We start from the raw sequence: 19,119 nt of genomic DNA on the forward strand, positions 1-19,119 counted from the left end.
CGCCGCGGGCGCCTGCCATGCCTTCCCAAGCTTCTCCCCTGTGGACCCCCTGTGGCTTTGACCACCTGACGCGCAACCCGCGTGGCTGGCTTGTGCCGACCGACGACTACTGGCGCCTGTGGCTGCAGCGGCCCGAACTGGCCCTGGTCGAAGAATCGTGTGCCGCCGAGCAGGCCTTGCACGCCTGGCTCACGGACGCGCCCACACGCACGGTGGCTCCACACGAACTCGACGCGTTTGAAGACGACGACGCACGCGCCAACCACCGCCTGTTCCTGGGGTTTCGCGACGCGGTGATCGCGGCCGGTTCGCTGGAAGCGGCCTACGCCGGTTTCTTCAAGGCCGGCTCGGTGCAGATCCCTCCGCTGTTCCTCGACCTCGTGGTGCAGGCCCTGGTGTGCAACCTGCTGGACGGCGTGGACGACGCCTGGCAGTGGCGCGCGGCCGAGATGCTGTTTCGCCGCCAGCGCGTGCGTGTGCAGGACGGGCGCGTGCTCAGCGGCGACAGCGAGGTGCTGGACATGCTGAACGAAACCGGCGGCCTGGGCGCGGTGGGCCGGCTGCTCATGCAGAGCGGCGCGGCCATCCCCGAGGTGAACATCGAGGTGCTGAGCGACGACAACGCCGCGCGCTACCTGCAGAGCCGCGCGGGCAACGGACGCTTCAACTTCGTGCTCGACCTCACCCACGAAATCCAGCGCGAGCTCTCGCACGGCCTCACGCTCACCATGAACCGTTCGCAGTCGGGCCTGAAGGCGCTGGCGCAGGTGCTGCAGCGGTGGGTGCGGCATTTCCACGGCGTGGCGGTGCAGGTGCAGCCCGAGGCACGGGTGGATGACGAAGCCTGGCGCTGGCACGTCGGGCTGGACGCCGAGTCCACCGCCTTGCTCAACGACCTGTACCGGGGCGTTGACGTGGAGCCCGAGCGCCAGCAGCGCCTGATCAGCCTGTTCCGCCTGGGCTTCGACGATCCACAAGACATGCAGGGCGACGTGCGCGGCAAGCCGGTCTACCTGGGCCTGGCCATGAACGCCGAAGGCCTGCTGAAGATCAAGCCGCAGAACCTGCTGCTGAACCTGCCGCTGGCACGATCGATCTAGATCCCCACGACCGCCAGCGCGCCCGGCAACACGCTCAACTTCAGCTGCCGCGCATAGCCAAGGAACTCACCGTCGGCCGCCAGCGGCAGGTCGGGGTCGCTGCTCACGGTGAGGCTGTCGAAAGCGCGGGTGCGGATGCGGCTGTGGCCGAGGTGCGTGCCGGTGAGCAGGCGCGGCAACATGCCCAGCGCGCCCAGCCGGCCAAACTCCCCGGCCAGCAGCAGGTTGAGCAGGCCGTCGTTGGTGCGCGCGGCCGGTGTGGCGGGCATGCCGCTGCCGAAGGTGGGCGTGTTCAGGCTGGATGCAAACAGCGCCGGGCCGCTGTGCATGTGTTTGCCGTTGGCCGTGACGTCGAGCCGCCAGGTCTGCAGGTGGGCCAGCTCGGTCAGCGCGGCCCACGCATAGCGCGGCATGCCGCTGAGCCAGCGCGGCCCGCTCAGCGTGCGCAGCACCACCGCCGAGTCAAAGCCCGCGGTGAAGCTGGAGAGGAACAGCACGCGGTATTCACGCCCCTGCGGGTCCATCCACTCGGCGCAGCCCACGTCCATGGCGCGCGGGTCGGCGTTGAGCGCGTGGACCAGCGAGGCCAGTGGGGCGCGCCCGTGCAGGCCGAGCGAACGCGCCACGTCGTTGCCGGTGCCCACCGCCACCACACCCAGCTCGTGGCCGCGATGCAGCAGGGCAGGCAGCCAGCGGTTGAGCGTGCCATCGCCGCCCACCGCCACCACCCGGCTGCCCTCGGGCAGTTTCTGCAGCAGCGCGAGGGCATCCACCAGGTCGCGCGGCGCGTGCAGCACCACGTCGGGCGGCAAGGCCGCCTGCAACCGTGGCAACAAGGCCGCTGCCCGCCCGCCCTGGGCGTGCGGATTGAGCAGCACGCAGCGCTGCGGACCCGATCTCAACGGGTGCTCACATGTTGCGGCGGTACTGGCCGCCCACCTCGAACAGGGCCGAGGTGATCTGGCCGAGCGAGCACACGCGCACCGCCTGCATCAGCACCTCGAACACGTTGCCGTTCTCGATCACCGCCTGTTTCAGGCGTTGCAGCATGGCCGGCGACTCGTTGGCGTGGAGCGCGTGGAACTCGGCCAGGCGCTTGAGCTGGCTTTGTTTCTCGTCGTCGGTCGAGCGCGCCAGCTCGAGCGTGTCGGGCGTCACATCGCCGTGCGGGTTGCGGAAGGTGTTCACGCCCACGATCGGGTACTCACCCGTGTGCTTGAGCATCTCGTAGTGCATGGACTCGTCCTGGATCTTGCCGCGCTGGTAGCCGGTTTCCATCGCGCCCAGCACGCCACCGCGCTCGGCAATCTTTTCGAACTCCTGCAGCACGGCCTCTTCCACCAGTTCGGTGAGCTCGTCGATGATGAACGCCCCCTGGTTGGGGTTCTCGTTCTTGGCCAGGCCCCACTCGCGGTTGATGATGAGCTGGATCGCCATGGCGCGGCGCACCGAGTCTTCGGTCGGCGTGGTGATGGCTTCATCAAACGCGTTGGTGTGCAGGCTGTTGCAGTTGTCGTAGACGGCGATCAGCGCCTGCAGCGTGGTGCGGATGTCGTTGAACTGGATCTCCTGCGCGTGCAGGCTGCGGCCGCTGGTCTGCACGTGGTATTTGAGCTTCTGGCTGCGCTCGTTGGCGCCATAGCGGTCGCGCAGGGCCACGGCCCAGATGCGCCGGGCCACGCGGCCCAACACTGTGTACTCTGGGTCCATGCCGTTGCTGAAGAAGAAGCTCAGGTTGGGCGCGAAGTCGTCGATGTGCATGCCGCGCGCCAAGTACGCCTCCACGAAGGTGAAGCCGTTGGAGAGCGTGAACGCGAGCTGGCTGATCGGGTTCGCGCCGGCTTCTGCGATGTGATACCCCGAGATCGACACCGAGTAGAAATTGCGCACGTCGTGGTGCACGAAGTACTCGGCGATGTCGCCCATCACCTTGAGTGAAAACTCGGTGGAGAAGATGCAGGTGTTCTGGCCCTGGTCTTCCTTCAGGATGTCGGCCTGCACCGTGCCGCGCACGTTGGCCAGCACCCATTCGCGGATCTTGGCGGCTTCGGTGTCGGTGGGCGCGCGGCCGTTCTCGGCTTCGAACTTCTCCAGGTTCTGGTCGATCGCGGTGTTCATGAACATCGCCAGGATGCTGGGCGCCGGGCCGTTGATGGTCATGGAGACCGACGTGGCGGGGTGGCAGAGATCGAAGCCACCGTAGAGTACCTTCATGTCGTCCAGCGTGGCGATGCTCACACCCGAATTGCCCACCTTGCCGTAGATGTCGGGGCGCGGGTCGGGATCGTTGCCGTAGAGCGTGACCGAGTCGAACGCGGTGGAAAGGCGCTTGGCCGGTGTGCCGGCCGACAACAGCTTGAAGCGCGTGTTGGTGCGAAAGGCGTCACCCTCCCCCGCGAACATGCGGGTGGGGTCTTCGCCTTCGCGCTTGAAGGCGAAGGTGCCGGCCGTGTACGGGAAGCTGCCGGGCACGTTGTCCAGCATCAGCCACTTCAGAATCTCGCCGTGGTCCTCGTACTTGGGCAGCGCCACCTTGCGGATGGTGGTGCCCGAGAGGCTCCTGGTGGTGAGCGCGGTGCGGATTTCCTTGTCGCGGATCTTCACCACGTACTCGTCGCCCGCGTAGGCCTTCTGCATGTCGGGCCATTGGGTCAGCAGCTTGCGGGCGGCCGGGTCCTGGTCGAGTTCACGCACCTGCGCCAGATCGATCACCGCCTCGGCGGCGCGTGAACGTTCGGGTTTTTCCACCCGCAGCATGGTCGCGCTGGCGGTGAGCTGCTGGATCTCGCGCGCCAGCCGCGCCTGCTCGATCGCCTTCTTCTTGTAGCCGCGCACCGTGTCGCTGATCTCGGCGAGGTAACGCGTTCGCGCTGGCGGCACGATGGGGGTCTGGTTGGTGCTGTGACGCACCTTCACCGTGGGCAGGCGGCCGTCTTTCAGCGGCAGGCCGAGTTCACCCAGCTTCGTCTTGAGCGCCTGGTAGAGCGCGGTCACGCCGTCGTCGTTGAAGCGCGCGGCCATGGTGCCAAACACCGGCATCTGGTCGGGCGGCGTGCTCCAGGCTTCCTGGTTGCGCTGCACTTGTTTGGACACGTCGCGCAGGGCGTCGAGCGAGCCCTTGCGGTCGAACTTGTTGATGGCCACGAACGCGGCGAAGTCGAGCATGTCGATCTTCTCCAGCTGGCTGGCCGCGCCGAACTCGGGTGTCATCACGTACATGGGCAGGTCCACGTGCGGCACGATGGCCGCATCGCCCTGGCCGATGCCCGAGGTCTCGACCACGATGAGGTCGAAGCCCGCGCACTTGCAGGCGGCGATCACGTCCGGCAGGGCGGCGCTGATCTCGCTGCCGAAGTCGCGTGTGGCCAGGCTGCGCATGTACACGCGCTGGCCCTGACTCCACGGGTTGATGGCGTTCATGCGGATGCGGTCACCCAGCAGCGCGCCGCCGCTCTTGCGGCGCGAAGGGTCGATGCTGATCACGGCCACGCGCAGGCTGTCGTCCTGGTCCAGGCGCAGGCGGCGGATGAGTTCGTCGGTGAGCGAGGACTTGCCCGCACCGCCGGTGCCGGTGATGCCGAGCACGGGCACCTTCTTCGTCTTGGCCTGTTCGCGCAAGGCGCTCACGATGGCTTGGTCGGCGTTGCCGTTTTCCAGCACCGTGATCAGCTGCGCCAGCGCGCGCCAGTTCATTTCGCCCTGGCCTTCAATGGCCGCCAGTGACGTGGGTGCGTACGGGCTCAGGTCGCGGTCACAACGCATCACCATCTCGCCGATCATGCCGGCCAGGCCCATCTTCTGGCCGTCTTCCGGGCTGTAGATGCGCGTCACGCCGTAGTCCTGCAGTTCGCGGATTTCGCTCGGCACGATCACGCCGCCGCCGCCACCGAACACCTGGATGTGTTCGCCGCCCCGGCTCTTGAGCAGGTCGACCATGTACTTGAAATATTCGACGTGGCCGCCCTGGTAGGAACTGATCGCGATGCCCTGCGCGTCTTCCTGCAGCGCGGCGGTGACCACCTCGTCCACCGAGCGGTTGTGGCCCAGGTGGATCACCTCGGCACCCATGCCCTGCAGGATGCGCCGCATGATGTTGATGGCCGCGTCGTGCCCGTCGAAGAGACTCGCGGCGGTGACGAAACGCACCTTGTGCGTGGGACGGTAGTTGGCCAGGGCCTGGTATTCGGCGGCGAGGTTGCTCATGGTGTCTCTCTCTGTCGGTCGGTGGCGAAAAGGCGGTGCCGGGCTTCAGGCGATCTTCAACCCGGTCAGCGTCGGGTCTTCAGGGGGAAAGCGCAAGTCCAGCGCCTTGAGCGTGTCGCGCACGATGGCCGCGATCATCAGGTTGCGGTGGGTCTTGGAATCGGCCGGCACCACGGTCCACGGGGCCCAGGGCGTGCTGGTGGCGTTCAGGAACGCTTCGTAGGCGCTCTGGTAGTCGTCCCACTGCTTGCGCACTTCGATGTCGCCCAGGCTGAATTTCCAGTGCTTTTCTGGGTCGTCGATACGCTCCTGCAAACGTTCGCGCTGTTCTTCATGGCTGATGTGGAGCATGAACTTGAGGATCACCGTGCCGGTCTCGGCCAGCAGGCGCTCGAAGTCCTTGATGTGCTCGTAGCGCTGCAGCGTCTGCTGCGGCGTGATCCAGCCATTGACCACCGGCACCAGCACGTCTTCGTAGTGGCTGCGGTTGAAGATCATCATTTCGCCTGCGCCCGGGGTCTTCTGGTGGATGCGCCAGAGGTAGTCGTGATCGCGCTCGGCTTCGGTGGGCGCCTTCCAGCCCACGGTGTGCACACCCAGCGGGCTGGTGCGCGCAAACACGCCGCGCACCGTGCCGTCCTTGCCGGAGGTGTCGGTGCCTTGCAGCACCACCAGCAGCTTGTAGCGGCCATCGGCGTAGAAGAGGTTCTGCAGCGCGTCGAGCTCTTCGGCGAGGCTGGCCACGGCCGCCTGGTCGGCGGTTTTGTTGCCCACCGAAAACGGTTTGGCGTCGGGCTTGAACGACTTGAGCGAGACCCCTTTGGGCTTCTTGCCGCCGTTGCCCGGCGCCACCTGCCAGTCTTGCCACGGGCTGCCTTTGGCGGCCACGATGGCCCGCGTGGGGAAGGGCAGTGGGGCGTCGTTCGAGCTGGGCATGGGGTCTCCGTTCGTGGCTCGGGCTCGGTCTTGCGAGCCCGTTTTGATTGACGTTTACGTAAACGTCATGTTAACGCGTCCAGACCAAAAAAGGGGCGCTCGCGCGCCCCTGATCTGCGTGGTTCCAGACCGCTGGATCAGCGGTAGAGCACCTGCGGCAGCCACAGGCCAATGGCCGGGAACTGGTACAGCAACACGATGGCCAGCACCTGAATACCCATGAACGGCAGCATGCCGGCGAAGATCTGGTTCAGCGTCACGTGTTTCGGTGCCACGCCCTTCAGGTAGAACGCGCTCATGGCCACCGGCGGGCTCAGGAAAGCGGTCTGCAGGTTCAGCGCCACCAGCAGGCCGAAGAACAGCGGGTCGACCCCGAAGTTGTCCAGCAGCGGGATGAAGATGGGCATGAAGATCACGATGATCTCGGTCCACTCCAGCGGCCAGCCGAGGATGAAGATGATCACCTGCGACATGATCAGGAACTCGGTCTTCGTCAGGTTCATGCTCAGCACCCAGGTCTCGACCAGTTCCTGCCCGCCCAGCAGCGCAAACGCCGCCGAGAAGATGGCCGAGCCCACGAACAGCCAGCACACCATGGCGCTGGTCTTGGCGGTGAGGAACACGCTTTCCTTCACCACGTTGAAGGTGAGCTGGCGGTAGGCCGCGGCCAGCAGGAAGCCGCCGAACGCGCCCACCGCCGCCGCCTCGGTGGGCGTGGCCAGACCAAACACGATCGAGCCCAGCACCGACAGGATCAGCACCAGCAGCGGGAAGAAGCTGGAGAGCAGCATCTTGAAGACTTCCAGCCGCGTGAAGCTCAGGATGGCGTAGAAGACCACCATGGCCAGCAAGCCCACAGCCAGCCCGATCCAGAAGCTCATGGACGCGGGCTTGGTGGTGGCCACCGGCTCGGCGGTGTCACCCGCTGGCGCGGCTGCGGCTGCTGGCTCGGCCACGGCATCGGCCGGCGCACCTGCCGCTGGGGCTTCGGCTTCGGCACCCGGCGGTTCGGCAACGGCGTCCGCGTCCGCACCAGGTGGTTCGGCCACCGCATCGTCGGACGGGGGTTCGGCGAGGCCACCTTCTTCAGTTGGGGGTCCTGCCAAACCGCTTTCTTGCGCAGGCGGATCGGCCAGGCTGCCCTGGTAGTCGTTTTCGTCAACCTTGGCGCCCGCGCCCATGGGCTGCAGCTCTTCGTAGGTTTCCACCGGCACCACGGTGGTGGCGCTCTGGTAACTGGTGATGGCGACTGCAGCAAACAGGATCGCCGGCAGCAGGGCAATACCGAGCTGGCCCAACAGGTACTTGGTGGAGACGTTCTGGTTGCGCTGACCCTTGAGTGCCTTGATCAGGTTGGACACGGCCCAGCCGTCGCCGGTGGCGCCAATGGCCATCAGCGGCGGCGGCAGGGGCACGAAACGCTGCGCTGCGGTGAGCGGCGGTGCCCAGTCCGGCTTGAGCTTGGCCATGATGATCACGTAAAGGATGTACAGACCGGCCAGCATGATGCCGGGGAAGAAGGCACCAGCGTACAGCTGCACCACCGACACGCCGGCTGTGGCGCCGTAAACGATGAGCAGCACCGAGGGCGGGATCAGGATGCCCAGGCAGCCGCCGGCGGTGATGACACCGGCGGACAGGCGCACGTCGTAGCCGGCGCGCAGCATCTGCGGCAAGGCCAGCAGGCCCATCAGCGTGACGACCGCGCCCACGATGCCGGTGGCGGTGGCGAACACCGCGCAGGTCACCAGCGTGGCCACGCCCAGCGAGCCGGGCACGCGGGCCAGGGCCAGGTGCAGGCTGCGGAACAGCTTGTCGATCAGGTTGGCCCGTTCCACGAGGTAACCCATGAACACGAACAGCGGGATCGAGATCAGCACGTCGTTGCCCATCACCGAGAACGCGCGCTGCACCATCAGGTCCAGCGTCTGTTGCATGGCCCCGCCCGCGGTCTGTGTGCCGGAGTGGTAGGCGAAGAACGCGAACATCATGCCCATGCCCATGAGGGTGAAGGCGGTCGGGAAGCCCAGCATGATGGCAACCACCACCAGAGAGAGCATCAGCAGGCCGTAGTGGCCATTGGTCATGGTCTCCACGCTGAAGACCATGGTGAGCGCGGCGGCGCCGATGAGCGCCATCAGCGTGAAGCCGAACCAGAGTTCTTTGCGGATCTTCATTTCTGGCCACCCTTCTGCGGGACGAGCTGGTCCAGATCGGCGAGGTCAGCGTCTTTCACGTGCACCATTTCCTTGAGTTTTTCGACGTCGACTTCTTCCACGTCCTCTTCCCGCTTGGGCCATTCGCCCGTTTGCAGGCAGATGATGCAGCGGATGATTTCCACGAAGCCCTGCAACAGCAGGAAGGCGCCGGCAATGGGCACCACAAACTTGAACGGGTAGACCGGCAGGGGGTCGGCGTTGAAGGTCTGTTCGCGAATGGCGAGCGATTCATTGGCAAAGAACCAGCCGGCGTAGGTCAGGGCCACGATGCCGGGCAGGAAGAACACGATGTACAGGGCGAGGTCCCAGCCGGCTTGTGTCCGCGGACTGAAAAAGCCGTAGAGCACGTCACCGCGCACATGGCCGCTCTTGGCGAGTGTGTAGGCTCCGGCGCACATGAAGAGCACGCCGTACAACATGATCTGGGCGTCCAGCACCCAGGCGTGGGGGGTGTTGAGCACGTAGCGGGAAAACACTTCCCAGGTGATCAACAGAGTGAGACCGATGACGGTCCAGGCACAGGCCTTGCCGAACCAGGTCGACAACCGGTCCACGGCCAGCAATAGTTTTTGCATGCGAATTTCCAGAAACAGAAAGGGGCGCCCGCAGGCGCCCCGAGTTCAGAAAAGCCCGATCAGGACTTCTTGGCACCCTTGCCGAAGTAGTGGTTGTACGCCATCTTGAAGTCGACCAGGTAGTCGTTCTGCCATTGGCCGGCGCGCTGGGCAAAGGCCTTCTGCGAATCGAGCACCTTCTGGAAGACGGGGTTGGACTTGGCTTTGTCCGCGATGGTCTCGTCCCAGGCGGCCAGCTGTGCGCGCAGGATGGCGTCGGGCGTCTTGTAGAACTTCACGCCTTGCTTCTTCAACTCAATGTAGTCCTGCGAGTTGCGCTGGATGGCTTTCCAGCTCATGTCGGCGCTGGCGGCTTGTACAGCATAGTCAATGATGGACTTCATTTCGGCCGGCAGAGCGTTAAGCTTGGCCTTGTTGAACAGGATCTCGAACTGTTCGCCAGACTGGTGGAAGCTCTGCAGCATGCAGTTCTTGGCCACGTCGGGGAAGCCCAACAAACGGTCGCTCGATGCGTTGTTGAACTCGGCTGCGTCGATCAGACCGCGGTCGAGAGCAGGCACGATCTCGCCACCGGGCAGCGGGTTGACGGCGGTGCCCATCTTGGTGAACACGTCCACGGCCAGACCCACGGTGCGGAACTTCAGGCCCTTCATGTCGGCGACCTTGGCCACCGGCTTCTTGAACCAGCCCAGCGGCTGCGTGGGCATGGGGCCGTACAGGTACGAGGTGACGTCCAGGTTCAGGCTGTTGTAGATCTCTTCCAGCAGGGCCTTGCCGCCGCCGTAGTTGTGCCAGGCCAGGACCATGTTGGGGTCCATGCCGTATGCGGGACCGGAACCCCACAGGGCCAGTGCCGAGTTTTTGCCGTAGTGGTAAGCCACCACGCCATGGCCGCCGTCCAGCGTGCCTTTGGCCACCGCTTCGAGCAGCTGGAATGCGGGCACCACGGCGCCTGCGGGCAGCACTTCGATCTTGAGCTTGCCGCCGGCCATGTCGTTGACCTTCTTGGCGAAGTCCTGGGCGTACTCGTGGAAGATGTCCTTCGAGGGCCAGGTGCTCTGGAAACGCAGCGAGGTGGTTTGTGCAGTGGCGATCATCGGCACCGACATGGCGCCAGCCGCGACTGCCGCGCCTTTGAGCATGCCGCGTCTTGAAGTCACGGTTTTCTTGTCTGACATGGGTTTGTCTCCAGTCTGGGTTGAGGATCTCGCATCATGCGGCCCATGGAGCGATGTGCCCGAGAGGGTTTTCACCGACCACCATTCGTTCGAATTACTTTGCGCCGTTCGAGATTTCGAAAAAGCGTACAAAAAGCCGCGCGAACAAGGGTTTGCATGCTAACTGTTTGACCGTTTTGCGACGCAATGGGCCGAGGGGCTGATGGGCTGTAAGTCCGGTGCAAGCTTTGTTTTTTCATTCGGAGTGCTCGGACGCGAGTTCACAGGAGGGCTCCGCCGGTGGCATGCTGTGAACCATGAAACCGATACAGCTTTTTGATCCCGCGTCCAGCACCTTCACCTACGTGCTGTTCGACCAGACCACGCGAGATGCGCTCATCATCGACCCGGTGGACGAACAGATCGAACGCGATCTGGCCACCTTGCGCGAGTACGGCCTGAAGCTGGTGTGGACCGTGGAAACCCACGCGCACGCCGATCACATCACCAGCGCCGCCAAGCTGGCCGAGCTGGCCGGCGCCAAGACGGCGGCGCCCATCGGGTGCGGCATCGGCACCGCAGGCGTGCAACTGGCGCACGGCGACACGCTCAGCTTTGGCGGCGAGGTGCTGCGTGCCCTGCACACACCCGGCCACACCGCCGGCAGCATGAGCCTGGTCTGGCGCCACCATGTGTTCACCGGCGACACGCTGTTGATCGGCGGCTGCGGTCGCACCGACTTCCAGTCGGGCAGCGCCAAGGACCTGTTTCACAGCATCACCCAGGTGCTGTTCGACCTGCCCGACGACACCACCGTCTGGCCCGGGCACGACTACCACGGGCGTCACCACTCCACCATCGGCGCGGAGAAGCGGCACAACGAACGCGTGGCGGGCAAGACCGAAGCGGAGTTCATTGCCCTGATGGAATCGCTGAACCTGCCCAGACCGCGGCGCATCGACGAAGCGGTGCCGGCCAACCGGATGTCGGGCCAGCGGCACGACGCCGGTGGCGTGCTGTTCATGGAACCCCGACCCGCGGCCGGCCCGCACAGGGGCAGCTACGCGGGTGACGTCACGCCGCAACTCGCCTGGCAGTGGGTGCAGGCGGGTGAGGCGGTGCTGGTGGACGTGCGCACCGACGCCGAACGCGAATGGGTGGGCTTTGTGCCGGGCGCCGTGCCGGTGGCCTGGAAGCAATGGCCCGGCATGTCCATGAACCCCGACTTCGACGCGCAGGTGAGGGCGGCGTCTGCGGGCAAGAAGGTCGTGCTGCTGTGCCGCAGCGGCGTGCGCTCGATCGCAGCAGCCAAGCGCGCCACCGAGCTCGGGCTTGAGGCCTACAACATCCTCGAAGGCTTCGAAGGCGACCCCGACGCGCATGCGCACCGCGGTCAACAAGGCGGCTGGCGCTACCACGCGCTGCCGTGGCGGCAGAACTGAGGCGCTGAAGCCCGCCCGCCGGGCGCTTGGGCAGCAATGCAACCGCCGGTCGGTTTGCATGCGCGCGAACTGAGAAGAAAGATTCACAGACCCTGTCAGGCTTGACAGGGTGATCGTGATTTTTCGCACATTTCTTTTTTCAATGGGGTTTTCCATTCCAAAAGGATTACCTCATGACGTCGTTGGCCTGCACCCGTGACAAAGCTCCCGCCCACCCGGCGATCTCCGAACATCTGGCCGGGCGCATCCGGCGGGAGTTCACCACCCGCTGGGACACGCTCTGGAGCGGGCGTTCCCTGCTTCACGGGCGCGAAGCGGGTCCGGGCGCTGTGCGCCTGAACGGCAACGACTACCTGAGCCTCACCGGCCACCCGGACATCGTCCAGGCGCAGACGCTGGCCATCAAGACCGATGCCGAGTTCGTCATCCAGTCGGGCGTGTTTCTGCTGGACGAGCACCCTGCGCGCAAGCTCGAACTCAAGCTCGCGCACCTGCTGGGTCAGGAAGACGGGCTGATCTGCCAGTCGGGTTACGCCGCCAACCTGGGTCTGCTGCAGTCGATCGCGGACGACAAGACCGTGATCTACATGGACACGCTGGCCCACACCTCGCTGTGGGAAGGCGCGCGCCGTGCCGGCGCCACCACCCACCCGTTTCGCCACAACGATGCCGAGCACCTCGACCGCCTGGTGCAGCGCCACGGTGCCGGTCTGATCGTGGTGGACTCGGTCTACAGCACCACCGGCGCCGTGGCGCCTCTGGTGCAGGTGGTCGAGGTGGCCGAGCGCCGGGGTTGCATGACGCTGGTGGACGAATCGCATTCCCTGGGCACCCACGGACCACAAGGCGCCGGCCTGTGCGCCGAACTCGGCCTGAGCCACCGCGTGCACTTCATCACCGCGAGTCTGGCCAAGGCGTTTGCAGGCCGTGCGGGTTTTCTCAGCGTGCCGGCGGCCATGCGCAATTACGTGCTCAGCACCAGCTACCCCAACATGTTCAGCTCGTGTCTGCTGCCGCACGAAATTGCAGCGCTCGACGCCACGCTGGAGGTGATCCGGCGCAGCGACACCGAGCGCCAGCGGCTGCACGCCCACACGCTGCAACTGCGCGGCATGCTCAGCGACCTGGGTTATCCCATCCACCAGGGCACCGAGCAGATCATTGCGCTGGAAGCCGGCACCGAACCGGCCACCATGGTGCTGCGCGATCTGCTGGAAGAACGCGACGTGTTCGGTGCCGTGTTCTGCGCGCCGGCCACCAGCCGCAACCGCACCATGGTGCGCCTCACGCTGCACGCCGCGCTCACCGAGGCGGAGCTCGATCACGTGGCCGCCGCGGCGCGCGAGGTGGCGCCGCTGGTCAAGCCGTGGGACTGGCCGATTGCGCGGCGCGCCCGCGCCGCCTGCGCTCAGTTGTCCTGAACGGTGCGGTGGCCTTCGGCGTCCAGAAAGCGCCGGTAGCCGTAAATGGGCTGGGGCAGGTCGGTCGTGTCCAGCGAGAACACCGCCCCCGTCACCAGCTTGTCGTCGCCCAGCGCAAATGCGGGTGCGGTGCGGATCGGTCCGCTCAGGTTCAGCTGCTGGTGCAGTTCCACGGCGGCCAACTGGTGGCCCGCCTGAATGGCACGAACCACGTCGAAGCCCAGCCCGGCCGAGCCCGCCAGCTCCGCCAGGTCGCCCAGGCCGCTGGTGGGCTCCAACTGCAGCCAATGCGCGTCGCCCGCGCCGTCCAGACCGATCAGGCCGAAGGGCTCGCCCAGCACCGCGTATTCCACCCAGTTCTGGCTGGTGAAGGCCTGCAGTGCCTGCGCGATCGCGGGGATCTGCAGCAGCGACTGCTGCGAAGGCTGCATGGCACCGCGCCACAGCGTGTTCAGGCGCGGGTGGGGCGCGTGCATCAGCTTGCGCAGCACGCCCAGCAAATGGCGCGTGATGTCGGTGGTCTGCTTGGGCACGAACTGGTCGATCAGGCCGTTGTTGAAGGCCTGGATCGCGATCTGCTCGTCCGCCTGGCCGGTGAGCAGGACGCGCGAGCCTGGCCAGTCAAGCAGGGTGTTGAGCACCTTGAGGCCGTCGGTGCCCGGCATGGCGTAGTCGACCACGCAGGTCTTGACCAGCTGGTAGCGCGCCGGATTCACCGCCCAGTAGCGCAGGATCTGCGGCAGCAGGGGCTGGCCCTGGCGCCAGCGCTCGATCATCTGCAACTGCACCATGGCGTCGGCTTCCCAACGGGCGGGCTCCTGCTGCATGCGCTGCGAAAAGCCCGACGGGCGCGAGAACAGCTCCACCTGCCAGTGCGTGGGGATGACCAGCCCGAGCATGTCGAGGTAGTCGGTGTCGTCGTCAAGGAACAGGATGCTGCCGGGACGGTGGAAAAGGGGGATCGTCAGTGCCATCGTGTCGTCAGCGTGGGGAAAATGAAGCGGTGTTGGCTGATGCGGTGGAAGCCGTGGGTTTGAGGGGCAGGTCGATCATGAAGACCGCGCCCAGACCCGGTTCGGAATGCACGCTCAGGCTTCCCTGAGCCGCTTCCACCACGTTCTTGCAGAACGTCAGACCCAGGCCGTTGCCGGCGCCCGCCAGGGTGGAGAAGAAAGGCTCAAAGATTCTCGCCTGCTGATCGTGGGCAATGCCGATACCGTCGTCAGATACTGCAATGCGGCCTTTGCCGTGGTGCACGCCCACGTCCAGCCGGAGGTCGCCCGGGCTGGGCGCCTGGCTGGCCGAGGCCAGCGAGTGCAGGGCGTTTTTGATCAGGTTGGTGAGCACCTGCGAGAACAACTGGCGCGAGGCGACGAAATGGAAGTCCTGCTGGATGTGCACCTGCACGCAGTCGCGCTCGCGCGAAGAGCGGTAAGGGTAGTTCAGCACCACGTCCTGCACCAGTTCGGCCGCGCGGATGGACGACTGGTCGCGCGGCAGGCGGGTGAGCTGCGCGTTGGAGATCTGGGTGTCGATCTGCCGGTTCATGCTGCGCACCAGGTTTTGCAGACGCGTGGCCAGTTCGTCGAACTTCTTCTGCTTGGACTCGGGCAGGTCGTGCTGCGAAAGGTTGCGCAACACATCGCCCATCAGGTTGACGGTGGCCAGCGGGGTGCGCAACTCGTGCGCCATCACGCCCATGGTGCTCAGGGTGTTGATCAGGCGGGTGCGGCGCAGGTTGGCGCTGGAGGCGCCCAGCATCAGCGCTGCGCCCCAGGCAAACGCCAGCACCACCAGGTGGTCGGCCTGGGTGGCCTCGGCGTTCAGTGCCCCTTGCAGCGTGCGGGCCAGTACCAGGCTGAGCACGACCCCCGCGACCGCGCCCAGCGTGGCCAGGCGCCAGTCGGTGAGGTGGTAGTAGATGACCAGCATGCACGCCATGCTGGCCAGCCACACGTCGTTGCCGCCGTTGAGCCAGTACATCAGGGAGAAGAACATGGGCAGCTGCAGCCAGCAGGCCATCGAATAGATCCAGATGGTGGCCTGCGACGTCAGATCGCGGTTGATCGCACCGATCAGCAAGGGGATGCCCAGGCCGGCCATGGCCACGCGGGTGGCCAGATTCTCGTAGGGCTGCGGCAGGAGTTCGATCCAGATCCACCCGAAGGCGATGTGGCCCAGGATGGTGAACGCGCCGAGGTACTGCAGCCGCGCGCGGGATGGGTGCAAAATCGGCTCCAGCGGCGCGTGCACCACCTCGTCCAGCAGCCACCGCCACAAACGCGCCTTCGCGCTGAGCAACCTCAACCGGTCCAGAGGCAATATGTACTCCTTGAATTGCAGAACACCCGTTGCCCGTTCCGGTTGCCCCAGTGCCGGGCCCATTGTGTCTGCAACAGAGTGTTCGCGGTCATGACCCTGCCTGTCAACTTTGACAGTGTGAGCCTGGACAGCATCCTGGCCGACTGGGTGTGTGCCTTGCATGACCAGGGCGTGGAGTCCGTGATGGTGCTGGGCCCGGCGCCCACCGGCGGGCGTGACCAGCGCGAGGTGCTGGCGGTGCACCCGCCCCGCCTGCTGTCGGCCGCCCAGGCCCTGGCCGACAGCACCGATTTTGGCGCCAGCTGGCGCGACAGCGACGCGCCCCTGGTGGCGTGGCAGGACATCTCCAAGTCGGTGTTTGAACAATCCAGCCGCTGGCGGCGCCTGTGGCTGGCACACGGCTACCAGACGCTGGTGCGCGTGGCTTTCAGCCTGCCTGCCGGCCGCGCGTTTGAATGTTTCATGTTCAGTCCGCGCGCATTTGGTGACCGGTCGGAAGCGGCGGCACTGGCCTGGTCGGCCTTCAACATCTGGCCCATGTTGCGCCGCGCGATCGCCGAAGCGAGGGTGAACCTGAGCCCGCGCGAGCTCGAGAGCCTGAACATGGCCTTTGAGGGCCTCACCGCACGCGAAACCGCCCTGCGCATGGACTGCTCGGAACGCACGGTGAACTACCACCTGGCCAACGCCATGGCCAAGCTCAAGACCGACAACAAGCTGGCGGCGGTGCAGCGCGCGTGCTGGATTGGATTGATCTAGAGGTTATGGGCCCCCACGCTCCCCCGCTGCGCGAGGTCCGCTGCCCCCCGAGGGGGCTGATCCGGCTTGGGGCGGCCCGGCGCCGGATACTCATGCTGCAGTGCGCAAGAGGGCCGGAGTTGGCGTGGTCATAATCCGCGCATGACATTTCTGGCCCTGGACGTTGGCAACACCCGCCTGAAGTGGGCCTTGTATGAAGAACCGCGTTCCGGTTCGCGCCTCATCGCTCAAGGCGCCCAATTCCTTGAAAACATCGAAACCCTGGCCGAAGGCGACTGGGCCGATCTGCCCGCGCCGCATTGGGTGCTGGGCTGTGTGGTCGCGGGGGACGCGGTCAAGCGCCGGGTCGAGGAACAGCTCGAACTCTGGGATGTGACCCCGCAATGGGTGGTGTCCGGCAACGCCGAGGCGGGGGTGGTCAACGGCTACGACCATCCCGCGCGTCTGGGCGCGGACCGCTGGGTGGCGGTGATCGGGGCGCGCCAGCGCCTGGTCTCGCGCGGCTTGAATCAGCCCTGCGTGGTGGTGATGGTCGGCACGGCCGTGACGGTGGAAGCCATCGACACCGAAGGGCGCTTCCTGGGCGGCATCATCCTGCCGGGCCACGGCATCATGTTGCGCGCGCTCGAATCGGGCACGGCTGGCCTGCACGTGCCCACCGGCGAAGTGCGCGATTTCCCCACCAACACCAGCGACGCGCTCACCAGCGGCGGCACCTTCGCCATTGCCGGCGCGGTGCAGCGCATGGTGGACAACCTGCGCCGCCACTGCGGCGAGGAACCGGTGTGTTTCATGACCGGCGGCGCCGGCTGGAAGATGGCGCCCAGCATGGCGCTGCAGGTGGAGCTGGTGGAGGGCCTGATCTTTGACGGCTTGCTGGAGATCGCCTCGCGCCGACTGGCGATCGCGTGAAGGCAATCGATCCGGCGCCGGGCCGGCCCAAGCCGGATCAGCCCCCTCGGGGGGCAGCGACCCGCGCAGCGGCGGAGCGTGGGGGCACTAGGCCTTGCTCTCGCCCCAGGGCAACATCAACGTCAAGGTGAGCAGGCGCCGGAACTCCGGCTCGAACTCGTCGATGATGCGCTGCGGCTCGGGACACAAGGTGGTGTCGGCGATCACGCCGAACTGCACGCCGCCGCCGTAGCTCAGGATCGACACGCCCAGGCCCACGGTGCCCGTTTGCGGCACCCAGAACATGGTCTGCTCCAGCGTGGAGCCACACACCTTGAGCTTGGTGGCCGGGCCGGGCACATTGGTCATGACCGCCGTGGTCTTGCGGCCGAACAGGCTGAGCATGGCGTCTTGCGCGGGCTTCACCAGCAGGCCCGCCACCGAGAGCAGGCCGAAGGTGAGCAGCGGCTGCAGGCTCCCCTTGAGGTTGTTCATGCGCGAGCGCACGGTGAACACGCGCTCCACCGGGTTGGTGCAGCCAATGGGCAGCACCAGCGGGACCAACCCGAAGCGGTTGCCGAGCTTCCAGGCGTCTTCCATCGGTCGCAGGTTGATCGGCACCATGGCGCGGATTTCCTTGCCCTCGGTTGAGTCGCCCAGGCTTTGCAGATACGCGCCGATGGCACCGGCCACACAAGCCAGCAGCACGTCGTTGACCGAGCAATTCAGCGCCTTGCCGATCGCCTTCACCTCGTCGAGCGGGATCGGTTCGCACCAGGCCACGCGTTTGGTGTTGCCGGGCTGGCCTTTGAGGCGGGTGGGCGAATCGTCGGGCATGAGCGCGAGTGCGGCCAGATCGCTGGCGAGCTGTCCACCCATGCGCGCCAGATCCACCGCCTGGCCCAGCGAGTCGGTCAGGCTTTGTTGAGGCGACGCGAGCATGGCGAATGACTTGGCGGCCCCGCCGCCCGCGGCTTCCAGGGCTTTGGCGGTGAGGTCGCCAAAGGGTCGGATCAAGGTGTCGACCACCCAGTCTTCGGCGCCGTCCAGGCCGGGCTTGCTGTTCTTGCGTTTCTGGCGCTGCGGGGGCGCACCGCCACCGTCGACCAGGCTCATCATCACGCTGATGAGCGCAATGCCGTCGGCTATGCAATGGTGGATGCGGGCCACCAGTGCCGAGCCTTCGCCGTACTGCTCGATCAGCTCGAAGCGCCACAGCGGGTGCTGGCGGTCCAGCGGTTGCATGGCGAGCTCGGCCACACGGGCCTGCAAGGCGTCCTGCCCGGTCTGCGCGCCGGTCTGCGAGAGGCGGTGCGTGACCACGTGGCGGTCGAGGCGGAAGTCGGGGTCGTGGATCCAGTGCGCCCCGGCGGCATCTTCGCGCGCCAGCTGCACAAACCGGGGGTAGGGCAGCAGGCGCTCGCGCACCCGTTCCCTCAAGGCTTCGATGGTGATGCCCGGCTTCAGAATCCACACGCCGACGATCATCATCAGGTTGCTGGGGGAGTCCATGCGCAGCCAGGCCGTGTCGACCTTGCTCATGCGCTCGCCTTCCAGCCCCAGCGTGGTGGACAGCGCCTGCTTCACCGCCGGCAGCACACTGGCCACGGCGCCATTGGGTGCCGCCTTGCGGGGTGCCGGGGGGCGACTGGAGCGCCCCGCAGGGGTGCCGCTGCGAGCGGCAACGCGTTGAACCATGGATGCTCCTCGGGTGGCTGTGCGGGTCTTGGCCTTTGGACCTATTGTGCAGAGGCGCTCGACCGTAAGATAGCGGGAGAGCCCTTAGCCCGGCGCATGTTGCCGAGGTGGTTCATTTCAACAACAGGAGCACACATGGCCGATCTCAAAGCCCTTTTCGACGCCGCGGTGGCGAATTCCAAGAACCTCAGCGAGCGCCCCGACAACGCCACGCTGCTGAAAATCTACGCGTTGTACAAGCAGGCCACCGAGGGCGATGTGGAGGGCAAGAAGCCTGGCTTTGGAGACATGGTCGGGCGCGCCAAGTGGGACGCGTGGAACGGCTTCAAGGGCACGGGCAAGGACGACGCGATGCAGCAGTACATCGACCTCATCCAGGAACTCAGCTGAGTTTCA

At 66.0% G+C, this 19,119-nt stretch carries 15 protein-coding genes and 1 pseudogene; 7 read left to right on the forward strand and 9 right to left on the reverse strand.

Features of this window, described 5'->3' with window-relative positions:
• Window positions 1-17: 17 nt before the first annotated feature.
• On the forward strand, window positions 18-1,100 hold the full coding sequence (locus BSY239_RS01410; protein WP_069048700.1) for a DUF6352 family protein: 1,083 nt from the start codon (window positions 18-20) through the stop codon (window positions 1,098-1,100).
• Here the strand turns inward: BSY239_RS01410 and BSY239_RS01415 are convergent.
• The 6 genes from BSY239_RS01415 to BSY239_RS01440 form a co-directional block, all read right to left on the reverse strand.
• Complete coding sequence (locus BSY239_RS01415; RefSeq protein WP_083239751.1) at window positions 1,097-2,002, reverse strand: diacylglycerol/lipid kinase family protein; 906 nt, start codon at window positions 2,000-2,002, stop codon at window positions 1,097-1,099. The genes BSY239_RS01410 and BSY239_RS01415 overlap by 4 nt on opposite strands.
• A 7-nt stretch (window positions 2,003-2,009) precedes the next feature.
• The gene (gene icmF / locus BSY239_RS01420; RefSeq protein WP_069045265.1) at window positions 2,010-5,303 is read right to left on the reverse strand and encodes a fused isobutyryl-CoA mutase/GTPase IcmF; all 3,294 of its coding nucleotides are present in this window, start codon (window positions 5,301-5,303) and stop codon (window positions 2,010-2,012) included.
• Window positions 5,304-5,348: 45 nt separating this feature from the next.
• Window positions 5,349-6,239 (reverse strand): PPK2 family polyphosphate kinase, encoded by an 891-nt coding sequence (locus BSY239_RS01425; protein WP_083239752.1) that lies wholly within the window; start codon window positions 6,237-6,239, stop codon window positions 5,349-5,351.
• Between the two features lie 137 nt (window positions 6,240-6,376).
• Window positions 6,377-8,416, reverse strand: a complete 2,040-nt coding sequence (locus BSY239_RS01430; protein ID WP_069045266.1) for a TRAP transporter large permease — start codon at window positions 8,414-8,416, stop codon at window positions 6,377-6,379.
• Window positions 8,413-9,033, reverse strand: a complete 621-nt coding sequence (locus tag BSY239_RS01435; RefSeq protein ID WP_069045267.1) for a TRAP transporter small permease subunit — start codon at window positions 9,031-9,033, stop codon at window positions 8,413-8,415. Before BSY239_RS01435 ends, BSY239_RS01430 begins: the two co-directional genes overlap by 4 nt.
• Window positions 9,034-9,092: 59 nt before the next feature.
• On the reverse strand, window positions 9,093-10,211 hold the full coding sequence (locus tag BSY239_RS01440) for a TRAP transporter substrate-binding protein (RefSeq protein WP_069045268.1): 1,119 nt from the start codon (window positions 10,209-10,211) through the stop codon (window positions 9,093-9,095).
• A 296-nt stretch (window positions 10,212-10,507) separates the two neighbouring features.
• On the opposite strand from BSY239_RS01440, the pseudogene BSY239_RS22745 reads away from it, so the two are divergent.
• From BSY239_RS22745 to cqsA, 3 genes and pseudogenes are all read left to right on the forward strand, one after another.
• Window positions 10,508-11,188, forward strand: a pseudogene (locus BSY239_RS22745) (MBL fold metallo-hydrolase); the annotation flags it as partial.
• A 24-nt stretch (window positions 11,189-11,212) separates the two neighbouring features.
• Entirely contained in the window at window positions 11,213-11,632 is a 420-nt protein-coding gene (locus tag BSY239_RS22750) for a rhodanese-like domain-containing protein (RefSeq protein WP_236944225.1), read from the forward strand.
• Window positions 11,633-11,805: 173 nt separating this feature from the next.
• The gene (cqsA, locus tag BSY239_RS01450) at window positions 11,806-13,053 is read left to right on the forward strand and encodes an alpha-hydroxyketone-type quorum-sensing autoinducer synthase (RefSeq protein ID WP_069045270.1); all 1,248 of its coding nucleotides are present in this window, start codon (window positions 11,806-11,808) and stop codon (window positions 13,051-13,053) included.
• Here cqsA and BSY239_RS01455 read toward each other — a convergent pair.
• Window positions 13,041-14,027, reverse strand: coding sequence for a response regulator (locus tag BSY239_RS01455; RefSeq protein ID WP_069045271.1), 987 nt, complete (start codon window positions 14,025-14,027; stop codon window positions 13,041-13,043). The two genes, cqsA and BSY239_RS01455, sit on opposite strands and share 13 nt — an antisense overlap.
• Before the next feature lie 7 nt (window positions 14,028-14,034).
• Entirely contained in the window at window positions 14,035-15,375 is a 1,341-nt protein-coding gene (locus BSY239_RS01460; protein WP_069045272.1) for a sensor histidine kinase, read from the reverse strand.
• Window positions 15,376-15,465: 90 nt separating this feature from the next.
• Here BSY239_RS01460 and BSY239_RS01465 point away from each other — a divergent pair, with 90 nt between their 5' ends.
• Together BSY239_RS01465 and BSY239_RS01470 are read left to right on the forward strand one after the other, a co-directional pair.
• Complete coding sequence (locus tag BSY239_RS01465; RefSeq protein WP_069045273.1) at window positions 15,466-16,134, forward strand: helix-turn-helix transcriptional regulator; 669 nt, start codon at window positions 15,466-15,468, stop codon at window positions 16,132-16,134.
• 141 nt (window positions 16,135-16,275) lie between these two features.
• Window positions 16,276-17,046 (forward strand): type III pantothenate kinase, encoded by a 771-nt coding sequence (locus BSY239_RS01470; RefSeq protein WP_069045274.1) that lies wholly within the window; start codon window positions 16,276-16,278, stop codon window positions 17,044-17,046.
• A gap of 87 nt (window positions 17,047-17,133) precedes the next feature.
• Here BSY239_RS01470 and BSY239_RS01475 read toward each other — a convergent pair whose 3' ends face one another.
• The gene (locus BSY239_RS01475; protein ID WP_069048702.1) at window positions 17,134-18,567 is read right to left on the reverse strand and encodes a wax ester/triacylglycerol synthase family O-acyltransferase; all 1,434 of its coding nucleotides are present in this window, start codon (window positions 18,565-18,567) and stop codon (window positions 17,134-17,136) included.
• Window positions 18,568-18,858: 291 nt separating this feature from the next.
• Between BSY239_RS01475 and BSY239_RS01480 the strand changes: the two genes are divergently transcribed.
• Window positions 18,859-19,113: an acyl-CoA-binding protein gene (locus tag BSY239_RS01480; RefSeq protein WP_069045275.1), complete on the forward strand. Its 255-nt coding sequence runs from the start codon at window positions 18,859-18,861 to the stop codon at window positions 19,111-19,113.
• Window positions 19,114-19,119: the final 6 nt, after the last annotated feature.

This window comes from Hydrogenophaga sp. RAC07, assembly GCF_001713375.1.
GTDB lineage: Bacteria > Pseudomonadota > Gammaproteobacteria > Burkholderiales > Burkholderiaceae_C > Hydrogenophaga.